Raw genomic sequence first — 15092 nt, 5'->3', positions numbered from 1 at the left:
GGCGTGACCTCCTGCTTTCCTTTATGAAGGACGCCAATGCCGTGCTCATATGTCGGCCGCCCGCCGCAGCAGGCAGGCGTCTCCATACGAATAGAAACGGTATCCGCTGGCGATGGCATGGGCATAGGCCGCCTGCATCCGCTGCGTGCCCGCGAAGGCGCAGACCAGCATGAACAGCGTGGAGCGCGGCAGATGGAAATTGGTCATCAGCACATCCACGGCGCGGAAGCGGAAACCGGGATGGATGAAGATGGACGTGTCACTATTAAAAGGCTGGATCTGCCCATCTTCGTTCACCGCGCTTTCCAGCAGGCGCAACGTGGTGGTACCGACGGCGACGATCCGACCACCACGCGCTTTGGTGGCGTTGATGCGCTCCGCTGTCTCGGGCGTGATGATCCCGCGCTCGGCGTGCATCTTGTGGCCTGAAAGCGTCTCGGTACGAACGGGCAGGAATGTGCCCGCGCCGACATGCAGTGTGAGCGTCTCGCGTCCAATGCCGGCCTCATCCAGCCGCGCCAGAAGATCGGGCGTGAAGTGCAGGCCCGCCGTGGGGGCCGCGACGGCCCCACGATGTTCCGCGAAAATGGTGCGGTAATCGCGCTCGTCCTCGGCGGTGGGGCCTTGGGGGCGGGCGATATAGGGCGGCAGAGCCAGCGCGCCGGCGGTGCGCAGGAAAGTGTCAAACGCATCCCCTTCCGTGCTGAAGCGCAGGGTCGCGCCGCCCTGTCCGTCAAGGCTTGCGACTTCCGCCGTTTCCTCCATGCCGGGAAAGGTCAGGGTGTCGCCCGGACGCAGGCGTTTGGCGTTGCGGATCAGAGCACTCCATGAGCCATTGGCCTGATGCTGATCCAGTGTGACACCGATCTTTGCCTCGCCGCGCCGTGCATGAAGCTGTGCCGGGATGACGGCGGTGTCATTGGCCACCAGCAGATCGCCCTCGCGCAGCAGGCCGGGCAGATCGCGCACATGCCGGTCGATGAAGGGTGCGGCTGGATCGGCGGGCACGTCCAGCAGCCGCGCGCTGTCGCGCGGGCGTGCGGGGTGCTGCGCAATCGAGGTTTCGGGCAGCGGAAAATCGAAATCGGCGGTGCGGTCGTCCATGTGGCGCAGCGTTTACGGAGTCCGGCGCGCGAACGCCAGCCCTGCGGTGAGGCGCACTTGAATGGCGGAGGTGGGAGCGCCATCTTGGCAGAGACGTAATGATCTGGACAATTTCGGGAGAATATCAATGTCCTACGCTCTTCTTGACGCTGCCCGCGTGGCCAAGGCCGCCAAGACCTCACTGGATGTTCTCAAGGCGGCCAATGAGACGTCGGAGGCGCATCAGCGCAAGACCATCATGGTCGAGCGGATCGCGGCTCTCGCACAGGCGGCGTCCGAGTCGCCCAAGAATGACGGCGTGACGCTGACCTCCGAGGAGTTCTGGCTCATCAGCCTGAACTGGTAAGCGGACCGTCCAGAAGAAGGAGCCTCCCATGGCGTTCACCCTGACCAGTCCCGTGTTTTCCAATGGCGATGTCATGCCTCAGGCGCAGGTCTATTCCGGCATGGGTCAGCAGGGAGGCAACCTCTCCCCACCCCTGAAGTGGGAGGGCGCGCCAGAGGGGACGAAAAGTTTCGTTCTTACGCTCTATGATCCCGATGCTCCTACCGGCTCTGGCTGGTGGCACTGGGTCGTGGTGAATCTTCCGGCCAGCACGACATCGCTGCCGGAGGGGGCTGGTTCGGGCCGGGGCGGTCTGCCAGCGGGCGCGCTGGAGGTTCGCACCGATTTTGGCACGCCGGGTTATGGCGGGGCCGCACCACCGCCGGGACGGGTGCATCGCTATGTGTTCACGATCACTGCGCTGGACGTGCCCAAGCTGGAAGTGTCAGTGGACTCAAGCCCTGCGCTTGTGGGGTTCATGGTCAATCACCACAGACTGGCTTCGGCGCAGATTACGGTGCTCTATGGATCGGGCACGAAATCGCCCTGATCGGTTGGCATGGTGAAGATAAACCGATCCGATACCCAGAGCGGATAAGGACGAGGGCCCATAGAGGGGCCGGCGTGGAGTGAAGCAGGATGAATGACCAGGAACGCGATCTGATCGCCAAGTTTATCGCCCGTGTGGGTGGTGCACCGCAGGCCGGGTTCGGCAGCGTGCCGTCCACCCAGCAGGCGCTTCCGCCGATCGACCCGCAGGCCGATCAGTGGATTGCCCAGAACTTCCAGAAATATCCCGAAGCCCGCTATCGCATCACGCAGATGGCCGTGGTGCAGGAAGCTGCTTTGGTGGAAGCGCAGAATCGTATCCGCGAGCTTCAGTTCCAGCTTCAGCAGGCGCAACAGGCGCTCCAGCAGGCCCAGCAGCAGCCAAAGGGCGGCTCGGGTGGTTTCCTTGGTGGCCTGTTCGGTGGTGGTCAGCAGCGCCCGCAGGCAGCCCCGGGCTGGGGTGGTGCTCAACAGGGTTATGCCCGGCCACAGGCACCCCAGATGCAGCCTCTGCCTCCGGGATTTCAGCCGGGCATGTTCCGTCAGGGTGGCTCAGGCTTCCTTGGCTCCGCATTGACCACGGCGGCAGGTGTTGCGGGCGGCATGATGGCGGCCAACGCGCTTGAAGGTCTGTTCAGCGGGCATCATGACGCTGGAGCCGGTGATGCGGCTGGCGGCTGGGGCGCACCGAACGAGACCATCATCAACAACAATTATGGCGATGCCGCTGCCGGGGGAGCCGATCCGTTCGCGGGAGCAGGTACAACCGCCGATCCGAACTTCGATGCCGGTGGCAATGACGCCGGCTGGGGCGATGGTGGCGGTGCTGATTTCGGTGGCGGCGGTGATGACTGGGGCGGTGGGGACGATCAGTCGTTCTGATCGGTTTCTATTTTACAGTATTACAGGAAGGCCCGGCTGCTGTGTTGTCAGCCGGGCCTTTTGCGTGAAAAGTAATAAAATATAGATAGTCTTGTCTTGAATAAGTCCGAACTGGTTTGCAGGGATAAGAGATTACGATGTCCGATAGAAAAAAAGAGGTCATCGGCACATTCCTGTGTTTCTTTCTGATCGGACTGGCGTTTTCTGTCATTCTTGCTCATGCGGGGCTGCTGAGTGCCGGGCGTTGGCAGGGTGATGAATACACTCTGAGTCTGTACGCGCGGAATACGGGCCTGTCGGGTGTGTGGGAACGCATTACCGGCTGGAGCCCCCGTCCAGTCGCGGAGTCCCTATCTTATCTTTATTTTTGTGTATCCAATGCGTTTGATCGACCGCTGATCGGGAGCTTTCTCGGTTGCGTCTGGCTCTTCACCCTTCTGGGGGTAAGTGGAGCGGGATGGATCGCGCGTGCAAGGCAACCAGTTGGCCGGGCAATGATCTGGTTTGCGCTGTTCCTGTTGCTGGATAGGCCGGGCGAAGTCTTTTTCTGGCCGATGGCGGCAGTGGCCTATCTTCCTCTTTGGGGAGGGCTGGCGGTCGTGACGATGCTGCTGCTGGACGGACGCGCATGGACTGGGCGAACGGCTTGGGTGCTGTCCGGTGCTCTGCTTGTGGCGGCATTTTCTTCGGAGGTCGGAGCCGTAACAGTAGGGAGCTTTGCTCTGTTGGTGGCCATGATGCCGGGTAGTGGGAAGCGTGGGCATGCATGGTCAATGACGCTTCTTGCGCCGGTTTTGGGCAGTGCAGCCGTCATAGGGATTCTGTTGAGTCACCGAGGGGTTAGTCACCACGAAATCATGGAAGCCGGGACCGGTCTGGCCGGATCGTGGGGACGAAGCCTGCTGGCTTCGGTGCCCACTCTGGGGCACGAGGTGCTTGGGATAACCGGCGTGCCACTCATTCTGGCTGTGCTGATAAAACTGACTCTACCGTGGCTGGTCTTGAACGATGCTTCTTCTGACAGACCTGCCTTTCGGGGGAGAGGACTTCTGCTCTGTTGGTTCGTCGCCTTGATGTGTGGGGCCGCCATGTCGGTCGTCTCGGCCTATCATCAGTTCGGCATACTATGCTGCGAACGCCATCACACTATGCGCAGTGGCATGTTCCTGCTGGCCATTCTGACTCTGGGCGGTTTGACAGGATGTGCCTTCAGGTTTGCTCGACAGGCCGGACTTCTGATTGTTCTTCTTTTGCTTGTGGCTTTTCGTGCCGTACCTTTTCTCTCGGACTGGCATGTCAGCCGGGAGGTTATCGCCGCGCGTCAGGCAAGCTGGCGTTCTGGTTATGCGCAAAACAGTGGTATGACACTTGAGGTTGGTCCGGACGGACAACTTCTGGCAGCCAATACGATTCCGAGAGGATATTGGAGCCTTCAGGAGAAAGATGATGTGCCGTGGTTTGCGTCGGGTATCATGGCGCGATTTGGTAAATCATCGCTGAGTGTGAAGGTCGGCCCTGAACCTTGAGATGTATCGTTTTTGCATGCGTGCAGGCGGCGGATCACGTAAATCGGGCGTCCTTTGGTCTCCATGTAGATTCGACCGATATATTCGCCAAGTATGCCGACACTCATGATCTGGAGACTGCCCAGAAACGTCACGGCAAAGAACAGGGACGCATAGCCCGGCACCGGATTTCCGAAGACCATGGTCCGGATGACAATGAAAAATCCGTAGAGCAACGTCAGGAATGCGCCGATCATCCCGATATAGCTCCACACACGCAGCGGCAGGGTGGAAAAGCTTGTCAGTCCCTCAATAGCGAAATTCCACAGACGCACGCCTGAAAACTTGGTGCTGCCCGCAGAGCGTGTGGGGCGGACGTAATCGAGTGTCTCCGTGTGAAAACCTACCCATGCAAAAAGACCTTTCATGAACCTCTGGCGCTCGGGAAGTTGTTTCAACGCAGAGACCACACAGCGATCCATGAGCCGGAAATCACCGACATTTTCCGGAATGCGGATTGTGGCAAGTCGGTTGTGGAGCGCATAGAACCACGACGCAGTCACACGCTTGGTTACGGAATCGGATGAGCGATCCACTCTGCGGGCCTGTACGACGTCCGCACCGGCCCGCCATTTTTCCACCATCTGGCCAATCAGCTCGGGTGGGTCCTGGAGATCGGCGTCCATGACCACCACAGCCTGTCCAGTCGCCAGATCAAGGCCGGCGGTCAGCGCGGCTTCCTTACCGAAATTGCGGGAGAATTCGATGATCCGGAAGCGGGGATCCCTCGCTTCTTCCTCCAGAAGGAGGGAAAGGGTGTTGTCGGTGCTTCCATCATCAATACAGAGAATTTCCCACTCCGTATCGGCAATGGCATCCAGAATCGGGCGCAGGGTTCGTGCAAAATGCCCGACAACTTCCGCTTCATTATGGAAAGGGGTGATGAGGGAAAGACGGTCAGAGGCCAAGTTCGGATGTCACCATGCAATGCGTGTAGCGGTCTCTGGCTGAGACCCCATCACGACAATTCTAGCGTGACCGTGCCCTAAAGCAGAAACGTTGGCGACCATCCTGAAAGCAAGAGTTTAAGACAGTGTTCTTGCACCGTTTTCTTCATAGGAAGGGAATGTCCCGTGGCGTTAGGCGACCGCATGGCCTTCGGGCGGAGGGGCTGATGGGGGCATTTTTTCCGTGAAGGGATGCATGGTTTCCCGGTTCCGCATGGCTTCGCGTAGCAGGCAGACAACTCCCTTGACGCAGTTGCCGCATTGGGCGCGGCATTTGCGAGCGGCATAGACTTCACCCGGTTTGCGCGCTCCGGCGTCCACGGCGTCGTGGACATCCTTGTCGGTCAGACCGTTGCAGGCACAGACATACATTCCCACGCCTCATGACTATGTGGTCAGACCTACATAGGGATATTGATAACGCTTCGCAATAGCGTTTCCTGTGCCGGGCTTGATCTCAGTCGAGCGGCATTTCTGGCGCATCCTGATGGCTAGCAAGGCCGCGACACTCTAATTGACGCGCAAAGCAGTGCTCTTGATTACGCAGACGTGACAATAATTTAAGCGTTCAACGCATGGCAGGTATTCCATAAATGATTGTATGTCATAATATGTCTGGAGCGCGCAGGGCCGACACGCAGGGCGCTGCTTCGGGAGGAAAAGTCTTCCCGCATGTGGCGGGGTGAGACGTCCACGTTCTTTCAGGGCAAGGAAGCTTGATGAACGCGATTGTCGTCACCGCTCTGAAGCGGCCGTACACCTTTATCGTCCTTTCAATTCTTATCGTGATCCTCGGCATTCTTTCGGTACGAAAAACACCGACTGACGTGTTTCCAAATATCCGGATACCGGCCATTGCAGTCGTGTGGAGCTATTCGGGCATGCTGCCCGAGGAGTTTGCCGGACGCATCATGTACAACTTCGAGCAGGGGGTGACCTCCACCGTCGAAGGCATCGAACACATGGAGGCAGACTCCTATTACGGGCGTGGAATTGTAAAAATATATTTCCAGCCCGGCACCGACATCGGTGCGGCGGAAGCGGACGTGACCGCTATCTCGCAGACGGTCATCCAGCAGCTTCCCGAACATATCGCCGCGCCGATGATCATGCGGCTCGAAGCGTCGTCGGTTCCCGTCATCACGCTCAAACTCACATCCGACACCATGACGCCGTCCGATCTGTTCAAGCTGGCGTTTATCCGGTTGCGTTCCCTTCTCGTGACAGTGCCCGGTGCCGTCGTGCCGCAACCCTACGGTGGCATGGACAATTTCGTGATGATCGCCCTGAACCAGATGCAGCTTCAGGCACATCACCTCTCGGCCATGGATGTGCAGAACGCGTTGGACCGCCAGAACGTGGTTCGACCGGCAGGTGACCAGAAGATCGGCCCCACCGACTGGATGGTGCAGACCAATGCCGCTCCCCGCACACTCGAAGACATTGCGGCCATTCCCATCACGCGGTCGGGCAATGCGGTCGTCTATATTCGTGATGTCGCCAATGTGTATCGCGGCGGTCATCCCCAGACGAACAGCGTACTGGTGAAGGGACGTCAGTCCGTCATCATGGTGGTCATGAAAAGCGGTGAAGCGTCTACGCTCGATGTGGTGAATGGCGTGAAGAACCTGATGCCGCGTCTTCAGGCCGTGTTGCCGACAAGCGCGAAATTGAGCGTGCTCAGCGATGCATCCGGGTTTGTTGTCGATTCTATCGAAGATGTTCTGCGTGAGATGGTGACGGCGGCCATCCTCACCGGGCTCGTCGTTCTGCTTTTTCTCGGGTCGTGGCGCTCTACTGTCATCATCGCGACGTCCATTCCTCTCGCCATCCTGTGTTCCATCGTGGGGCTTGGTTGGGCCGGTCAGACCATCAACGTGATGACACTGGGCGGTCTGGCTCTGGCCGTCGGTATTCTTGTCGATGACGCCACGGTGATGATCGAAAACATCGACACACATCTGGAGATGGGAAAGGAACTGGAGGAGGCCATCATCGATGCTGCCAACCAGATCGTCATCCCGACTTTCGTGTCCACGACCTGCATATGCATCGTCTGGCTGCCTCTCTTCGCCCTTGATGGTGTGGCCGGATGGCTGTTCATGCCTATGGCCGAGGCCATCATCTTTGCGATGGTGGCGTCGTTTATTCTCTCCCGCACACTCGTGCCGACCATGGCGAAGTTCCTTTTCGCTGGTCATGTGCAGGTTGGGGCGCACGGACAGGAGCATGAGGCACTCCCTCACGGATATAATGCCTTCACACGATTCCAGAAGGGATTCGAACGCAAGTTCACGACATTTCGTGAAAATTACAGAATACTTCTCTTGCGTTTGATCGAAAGACGGAGCCGGTTCGTGGGCCTGTTTCTCGGTGTGTCGATCCTCTCATGTGGCCTGTATGGGGTGGTGGGACGTGACTTTTTTCCCGAGATCAAATCCGATCAGTTGCAGATGCACATGCGCGCGCCTTTGGGCAGCCGCATTGAAGTGGCCGGACGTATCGCCACTCTTGTGAGTGACCGGATCGGGCAGCTCCTGCCGGGAAAGATAAGAGATGTCGTCAGCAACTGCGGACTTCCCGAAGGGCCTCATAATCAGGCGTTCATTCCCACGCCCACGCTCGGCGCTCAGGATTGCGACCTGACAATTTCGCTCACGGACGAGGCGTCACCGGTATGGGATTATCGCGCGGTCCTTCGTCGCGGCCTGTCCGCCAGTTTTCCCGGAACGGTGTTCACGTTCCAGCCTGCGGATCTGACGGCCAAGATCCTCAATTTCGGCTCACCCTCCCCACTGGATGTAAAGGTGACCGGTCCCGACCTGCAGGCAGGATATGACTACGCTGTGCAGTTGGCCGGTCGTTTCCGAAAGATATCGGGGGCTGCTGATATTTCCCTCCAGCAGACGATGCGTACACCGACTCTTTTCGTGGAGGGAGACCGTACCTTTGAGCAGGCCACAGGCATTGAGGAAGGAAGTCTGGCGGATAATGAGTTGATGACTCTTTCCGGCAGCTCTCAGGTGGATCCGCAATACTGGTTCGATCCAAAGATGGGCGTCACGTTCACGTTGAATACGTATGTCTCGCAGGATCAACTTACACACTACAACGATCTCCTGACCATTCCTGTGGACAAGGGAGATGGGGATCCTTCGGGCAAAGGCATGCAGCTTTTGGGCGCCATGAGCCGGATTCGCGCCATCGGTACACCCGGAGAAGTCTCGCACTACAATTCCATGCCGGCCTTTGACATCTATGTTTCGGCCGAAGGACGGGACTTGGGCAGTGTGTTCAAGGATGTTCAGGCAGCCGTGGATTCCATGCGGGGAAGTGTGCCACGTGGTGCGGCTGTGGATATCGAAGGACAGGCCGCAACCATGAGCACAGCGTATGCCGAACTCGTGGGCGGACTCGTGTTCTCGATTGTCCTGATCTATCTGCTGATCGTTGTAAATTTCCAATCATGGCTTGATCCTTTCATTATCATCTCGGCTCTTCCCGGGGCGCTGGCGGGGATTGCGTGGAGCCTGTTCCTTACACGCACGCACCTCTCCGTTCCGGCATTGACTGGAGCCATCATGTGCATGGGAACGGCCACGGCCAATTCCATCCTCGTGGTGTCTTATGCCCGAGAACGGCTCGAGGAACATGGAGAGCCGCTACGTGCTGCGCTGGAGGCTGGTTATGGCCGCATCCGTCCTGTGATCATGACCGCCAGCGCAATGATTGTCGGCATGGTTCCGATGGCGATCAGCAATTCGCAGAATGCTCCGCTTGGCAAAGCCGTAATCGGGGGACTGATTGTCGCCACGATCTCGACTCTTCTTTTTGTTCCCTGCGTCTATGCCATTCTTTATGGACGCAAGACCCTTCGCAAGGAGACCGTGTAATGGCCCGCTCGTTCCGTCAGCATGCGGCAATGTCCGCGTGTGGTCTCGCTCTCGTGGTGGCGTGCGGATATGTCGTGGTGGAGCGTCTGCACGCTTCCCATGAAGTCAGGACAACAACGGTTTACAACGCCGTTCCAGATGTTGAGGTCGTGACACCCGAACCGGGCGCCAAAACGCTTGCCATCACGCTGCCGGGCACCATTGATGCCTGGTATCAGGCCCCGATTTACCCACAGGCCTCCGGATATGTGAAGATGTGGTATAAGGACTTCGGTGCCGATGTGAAAGCTGGAGACACATTGGCTGAGATCAATGCACCGGGTCTTGACGCGCAATACGCGCAGGCTCGTGCCGATCTCGATGCGCAGGCAGCGAAGTACAACCTTGCTGTCGTGAGTGCCGGGCGCTGGCACGCTATGGCGAAATCGCAGGCGGTTTCGGGACAGTCCGTTTCGGTTGCGGACGCAAACCGCAAATCGGGCTATGCGGAGATGGAAGCCTCCCAGCATAATCTCGATCGTTTTTCCGCATTGGAAAAATTCAAGACGATTGTGGCACCTTTCGATGGAACGGTGACCTCGCGCGATATCAATGTGGGTGACTATGTCAGTGTGGGCGGGGGAGAACACAAGGAAGGGGGCGAGGCGAGCCAGATGTTCGTTGTGGCCGACATGCACAGAATGCGTCTGTTCGTTTCTGTGCCGGAGGTTTTTTCTTATATGCTCAAGCCCGGACTGACCGCCACGGTGTCCGTGCCCCAGTTTTCCGATCATACGTTCGAGGCCAAGTTTCTGACCGTGGCGAAAGGATACGATCCAAACACGCGCACAGCCGTGACGGAATTTACTATAGAAAATCCGGATCATCTGCTCTGGCCGGGAACATTCGCGTCCGTGTATCTGAAAGCTCCGGCAGAAGGGAATATGTGGCGCATTCCCACGGCGACGCTGGTGTTTCAGGAAGAGGGTATGCAGGTGGCAGTGGTGGGGGCGGATAATCATGCGCATTTCCGCTCCATCACGGTGGGGCGCATGGCGGACACCCATACCGATGTGATCTCGGGGCTTCAGCCCTCGGATCGGATCATACGCAATCCACCAGCCGATCTTCTGGAAGGGCAGGAAGTGCGGGTGGTCGTGCCGGAGAAGGGTTATGGGCATGCGGATGAGGAGATCGACGGATGAAGATCTCTCTTCGTAATTCTGCCGGTGTGTGCGCGGCCCTTGCGCTGTCCGGCTGCGATCTTGCGCCGCGGTATGAAGCCCCACACTTCGTGGTGCCGGAGAATTGGACAGGACAGGCGCCTTTCGCGCAGGCGACGCCGGCGGATGCACAGCTTCCCACAGACTGGTGGCATCTGTTCGGTGATCCGGTGCTGGACGGGCTTGAAGCTCGCGCGATCGATCAAAATGCGGACCTTCAGGCGGCGGCGGAACGATTTGTGCAGGCCCGTGCATTGGTCATGCGGGCCCGTGCCGATCTGCTTCCGCATGTGGGTCTTGCTTTTGGCGCCTCCGACAACAAGCAGTCCGCAGATGCTTTGTTTCGCTACAAGGGGGCGACCACGCAGACGGATGAGTTCTATGGCGGTTTGGTGTCATGGGAGCCTGACTTGTGGTCTGAGATTCGCAATCAGGTCCGGATGAGCAAATACGCCGCCCAGCAGAAGGCGGCCGAGTTTGCGGGCGCGCGGCTCAGTCTGGAGGCGGAAGTGGCCAGCGATTACATCGCGCTGCGTGGTTATGATGCACAGGATGCGATTTATCGTCAGTCCATCGCCTATTATCAGAAGGCCGTGGACATGACGCGCACGCAACTTGAAAATCAGGCCGCTCCCCGCCTCGATCTCGCTCGTGCGGAGAACCGTCTTTACGTGGCCCAAGCCGCGGAACTGGATGTTCGTGCCCAGAGGGAGGTCACCGAGCACGCCATTGCGGTGCTCACCAACACGGCTCCGGAAAGTTTTCATCTGGAGCCGGCGCAGAGTTTCTCTCTTCAACAACTGGGCGTTCCGTCGGGTGTGCCATCCGAACTTCTTCAGCGCCGTCCTGATATTGCGGCGGCCGAGCGCGTGATGGCACAGGCCAACCGCTCCATCGGCGTGGCACGAGCGGCCTTTTATCCGCACATCTCTCTTCATGCAGATGGCGGGTTTCATGCCAATGGCTTCGATCTTGCAAAACTGGCGAACAGCGCATGGAGTTACGGAGCAACGGCGTCGATGCCAATCTTTGAAGGCGGCTTGAGACGGGCGGCGTTGCAATATTCCTGGGCGGCCTATCGGGAGACACGCGACGATTATCGGTCAACCGTTTTGGCTGGATTTCGGGAGGTCGAGGACGAACAGTCCCGTATGCACCTCTTTCGTGAGGAGGACATGCGGCTGAAGGCGGCGGTCCATACGGCTATGGACATGCAGGACATGACCATGACGCTCTACAAGGGCGGTCTCTCGAACTATCTCGACTCCATTGTGGCGCAGGAGGCTGCCCTCGATGCACGGATTGCGGAAGTTCAGGTGGCGGTGCGGTCCGTTCAGGCGTCCGTGGGGCTGATTCGCGCTCTGGGTGGTGGGTGGAATGACAGACTCTTGCCGACGCCCGATGACACCATGACGTTCGATGTCTTTCAGTATGATCATCTGCATCATCCAGAACCCGCTGGTGGCATTTCATCGGTGGCGCCGCAGAAATTCGAGAATCTTGTGGCTGGAGGACAAACTGCCATTTTGGCGCGGTAACGGCCGGTAGGACGTTTCGCCTTCTCTGCGTTGCGAGCGGGGTCAGCTTCCTGAAAGGTGGATTTCACGGGGCGGTGGCGGCCAAGATCAGTCCATCACCGTGCTCTCCTCGCGGATGAGAGCTTCGATCCGTCTACGGATATGGATGGCTTCGGCGTCGCTTGTGAAGTTGGGTTCGTGACGCCCGTCAGCTGTGGAAAGATGCGGTTCTATGGCATCGAGGATGCGAATATCTTCTGTAATCACTGAGCGGTTTCGTTCGGAATAGAGATCCGAAAGTTCATCGCAGTCAGTGGAAAAATCACGCAGGATGGCGAAGTGATAGTGCGTGCTGGTGTCGGTTTCCGGTGTGATGCCGTGAAGGAACTCCAGCCGGCCCATTGTCTGTCCGGGTTGCCCTTCCTGATTGCAGGAAATGATTTCCGATCCTGCCGCGACCACAAGGGAAACACCGAACAATTCGGCGCGACTCTGCACGCTTGTAATGGGGCCGATGTTTGGAAAGAGCGCTGCGATATCGGGGGATGTCGGATGCTTTCTGGCGGGATGCTGAAAGGAGATCCGGTTCGGTTCTTCGACGATGGAACAGGCTTTGGTGGGACCGTTTTCAATGTCGCGCGTGCCGAGTGTCTTGGGGTGCGTGAAACTGATGTGCGACTGATCGAACAGGTTTTCGAGCACGATCTGCGATCGGGCACGCACATGGCATGTGCCCGTTCCAAACAGAATTTTCTTGTCATCGGCGGGGAATAAGATGCTTGTGTCCGGCAGGCGGCTCATGTCTGCGGGTTCTTCCGGAGCAGCCCAGATCCACACAAAAGGGGCCTGCTCGACGACGGGGAAGGGTGTCAGGTCCATTCCTTGGGGAATGTGTGTCTGAAACGGCAGGCTTACGCAGTGTCCTTGTTGGTCAAATGTCGCGCCGTGATAGGGGCAGATCAGTCGATCGGCTTTCTGGTTATCGGCACAGAGCGGCATCTGACGATGAGGGCACAGGGCTGTAAGAGCTTTAACGTCTCCATTGCGGGTGCGCAGGAGCAGAAGATCCCGACCGAACATTTTCCGACGCAGCGGAGTTGTGGTGATTTCTCCACTCCATCCGGCGATGTACCACTGGTGTTGTGGATAGGGCTGAGAAACAGACGAAAAAGGATAAATCGGTGTCATGGGCGGAATGCGTCTCCCGAGAATGGTTTCGGATGCCGCAGTGGGATAAATGAAATGTAAGCGCAAAGAGGTTTTTGGGCGGAATTTAAGTTTCGAGCGAAATTGTAATGCTTCGTGACATTTGAAAAATCGTCATCAATTCAGAACTGTTTTTACAAAAGGAAAAAGGGTGGGAGCCTAAAGCTCCCACCCTTTGGCACTCTGCCGACAGTTTGACGTGTCTTCAGAAAGCGGCCTGCACGCGGGCGGCAAGCGAGTTGCCGTGGCGCGCGATGGTCAGAGACGTGTGGGCGTCGGTGAAGTGGTTGAAATCGACCATCACACGGAAGTGGCGGTTGGGGTACCAGTTCAGGCCACCCGACCAGACCTGCTGGCGTCCACCACGGATACCATCGGCCGAGTTGACGCGGCTGTTGAGGTCCGCTTCGCTGTAGCGACCGGAGATTTCCAGCGCGCCCCATGTTCCATGAGCCGGGTTGAACTCCTGCGATTCCGGAACACCCGGAGCGGCGAAGGCGCCTTCCTTGATGTTGTAGGCGCGGGCCTTGCCGAAGAGCGTGTAGTTGGCCGCGACATACCAGCCGTCGAAGTTGAGCGAGTGCATGGCCTGCCCGCCCAGCGTCTCATGACCGCGTGTCACGCCGACATGATAGTACTCACCTTTGAGCACGAACCGCTTCCAGCGCATTGCGAACTCAGGACCCGCCGCCCAGACCTGGGCCACATTCGTGATGGTGCCGGTGCTGAGCATGCTGGATTCCCCGAGATTGACCTCGGGGCGCTGGCTCAGGCTGAACGAACGACCATGGGTGCCATTGCTTGGCTTGAAAGCCGAAATGGCGGAAATGCCCAGGTGAACATCCCAGTCCTTGGTGGCCACCGGACGACCGGCCGCGCGGACGAGGCCGCCCGTCTGGCTGTCATTGATGTTGCCGTCGCCGCCATAGTAACCGCTGGCGTTACGACCGCCGAACTGTTGACCGGTGAAGTAGGCACCCACCCACCAGCGCTTTTCGTAATGCATGCCGCCGATTGAGAAGCGGGCGTCACCGGCTGCGATGCTACGCACCATGTCGGTGATGCCCGGACGCTCCATCATTTCGAAGTCGTTGGAGCTCTCGGCGTCTTCTTCCGTCACACGCGGCTGGAAGTAACCGACGGTCAGGATGGTGTTGCGCAGTCCGGCGTAGTTCAGGTTGCCTTCATAGAGGCCAACGGTGCCGTCGTTGTTGCCCGCACCGAAGTCTGGTGTGACGTTGGCCACCCAGTCTTTGTAGCGGAAGGTCATCGGCACACGCAGACGACGGGCGTTGGAGGTGAAGGAGTTGAACTTCTGGCTGGATTTAGCCTGAGTGCCGGCACCGCTCACGCCCATGAAGCCACCGAAGTCTTCATGGAAGGCCAGACCGATGGAGAAAGCGTATTTGCCGTCTTCGGACTGGATGGTCGGGCGACCGCCGGGGAAGCCGATCTTCATGCCGCCGACCTGCACCACTTCAGTGTCGGCGGACGCACGTTTGAAGTCTTCCCACGAACTGACGATGCCGCGATCCGATACGGGACGACCATCGCCAGAGGCGTGGTAGGAAACCTTGGCAGGCTGATTGAAGGCAATGCCTTGCTCAGGCGCGCTGTTGTAGTTGGGGGCCGTGTGCCTGGCCGCGACATGGCGCCCATGAGCGGCCTTGGCCGCTGAGGGTGCCTGCGTGCGCAGTTCGGAGCGCATCACCGACATCTCGCGGCGCATCTCGGCCATTTCACGACGAAGGGCTGCAACTTCCGCGCTGTCGGACGTTGTAGCGTTGGCGGGGTGAACCATGACGGCTGAGGCGCCGCTCAGCATGGTCAGGGCAAGCAGAACAGAACGGGGGGACAGGGTCATCTCTCTCGCTATCCGGCGCAGTGGGATGACCGGGTGGT

Annotated in this window: 12 protein-coding genes; 7 read left to right on the top strand and 5 right to left on the bottom strand. The window is 58.6% G+C overall.

Annotated features, from left to right (window positions below):
- Positions 1–45: 45 nt before the first annotated feature.
- Positions 46–1104 (bottom strand): tRNA preQ1(34) S-adenosylmethionine ribosyltransferase-isomerase QueA, encoded by a 1059-nt coding sequence (queA, locus tag GOB87_RS06900; RefSeq protein ID WP_166314182.1) that lies wholly within the window; start codon positions 1102–1104, stop codon positions 46–48.
- Between the two features lie 127 nt (positions 1105–1231).
- Between queA and GOB87_RS06895 the strand changes: the two genes are divergently transcribed.
- The 4 genes from GOB87_RS06895 to GOB87_RS06880 all read left to right on the top strand — a co-directional run bounded on the left by GOB87_RS06895 (position 1232) and on the right by GOB87_RS06880 (position 4386).
- Positions 1232–1450 (top strand): hypothetical protein, encoded by a 219-nt coding sequence (locus tag GOB87_RS06895; RefSeq protein ID WP_166314180.1) that lies wholly within the window; start codon positions 1232–1234, stop codon positions 1448–1450.
- A 28-nt stretch (positions 1451–1478) separates the two neighbouring features.
- Positions 1479–1979 carry a kinase inhibitor gene (locus tag GOB87_RS06890; protein ID WP_166314178.1) on the top strand — a complete coding sequence of 167 codons (501 nt, stop codon included), beginning with the start codon at positions 1479–1481 and terminating at the stop codon, positions 1977–1979.
- Between the two features lie 89 nt (positions 1980–2068).
- Positions 2069–2860, top strand: coding sequence for a DUF2076 domain-containing protein (locus tag GOB87_RS06885; RefSeq protein WP_166314175.1), 792 nt, complete (start codon positions 2069–2071; stop codon positions 2858–2860).
- A 137-nt stretch (positions 2861–2997) separates the two neighbouring features.
- Positions 2998–4386 carry a hypothetical protein gene (locus GOB87_RS06880; protein ID WP_166314172.1) on the top strand — a complete coding sequence of 463 codons (1389 nt, stop codon included), beginning with the start codon at positions 2998–3000 and terminating at the stop codon, positions 4384–4386.
- Here the strand turns inward: GOB87_RS06880 and GOB87_RS06875 are convergent.
- On the bottom strand, positions 4293–5333 hold the full coding sequence (locus tag GOB87_RS06875; RefSeq protein WP_166314169.1) for a glycosyltransferase family 2 protein: 1041 nt from the start codon (positions 5331–5333) through the stop codon (positions 4293–4295). The two genes, GOB87_RS06880 and GOB87_RS06875, sit on opposite strands and share 94 nt — an antisense overlap.
- Before the next feature lie 171 nt (positions 5334–5504).
- Complete coding sequence (locus tag GOB87_RS06870; RefSeq protein ID WP_194303250.1) at positions 5505–5744, bottom strand: (2Fe-2S)-binding protein; 240 nt, start codon at positions 5742–5744, stop codon at positions 5505–5507.
- A gap of 347 nt (positions 5745–6091) precedes the next feature.
- On the opposite strand from GOB87_RS06870, the gene GOB87_RS06865 reads away from it, so the two are divergent.
- The 3 genes from GOB87_RS06865 to GOB87_RS06855 are packed head-to-tail and all read left to right on the top strand — an operon-like array spanning position 6092 to position 12005.
- Entirely contained in the window at positions 6092–9265 is a 3174-nt protein-coding gene (locus GOB87_RS06865) for an efflux RND transporter permease subunit (protein WP_166314163.1), read from the top strand.
- Positions 9265–10449: an efflux RND transporter periplasmic adaptor subunit gene (locus GOB87_RS06860; RefSeq protein WP_166314160.1), complete on the top strand. Its 1185-nt coding sequence runs from the start codon at positions 9265–9267 to the stop codon at positions 10447–10449. Before GOB87_RS06865 ends, GOB87_RS06860 begins: the two co-directional genes overlap by 1 nt.
- The gene (locus tag GOB87_RS06855; RefSeq protein WP_166314157.1) at positions 10446–12005 is read left to right on the top strand and encodes an efflux transporter outer membrane subunit; all 1560 of its coding nucleotides are present in this window, start codon (positions 10446–10448) and stop codon (positions 12003–12005) included. The genes GOB87_RS06860 and GOB87_RS06855 overlap by 4 nt, the downstream gene beginning before the upstream one ends.
- Before the next feature lie 87 nt (positions 12006–12092).
- On the opposite strand, the gene GOB87_RS06850 is transcribed toward GOB87_RS06855, so the two are convergent.
- Both GOB87_RS06850 and GOB87_RS06845 read right to left on the bottom strand, forming a co-directional pair.
- Positions 12093–13172, bottom strand: coding sequence for an aromatic ring-hydroxylating dioxygenase subunit alpha (locus GOB87_RS06850; protein WP_166314154.1), 1080 nt, complete (start codon positions 13170–13172; stop codon positions 12093–12095).
- A 223-nt stretch (positions 13173–13395) separates the two neighbouring features.
- Positions 13396–15054 carry an OprO/OprP family phosphate-selective porin gene (locus GOB87_RS06845; RefSeq protein WP_166314151.1) on the bottom strand — a complete coding sequence of 553 codons (1659 nt, stop codon included), beginning with the start codon at positions 15052–15054 and terminating at the stop codon, positions 13396–13398.
- Positions 15055–15092 lie beyond the last annotated feature (38 nt).

Source organism: Acetobacter estunensis (assembly GCF_011516945.1).
GTDB classification, from domain to species: domain Bacteria; phylum Pseudomonadota; class Alphaproteobacteria; order Acetobacterales; family Acetobacteraceae; genus Acetobacter; species Acetobacter estunensis.
This window is presented reverse-complemented; position numbering and strand designations above follow the sequence as displayed.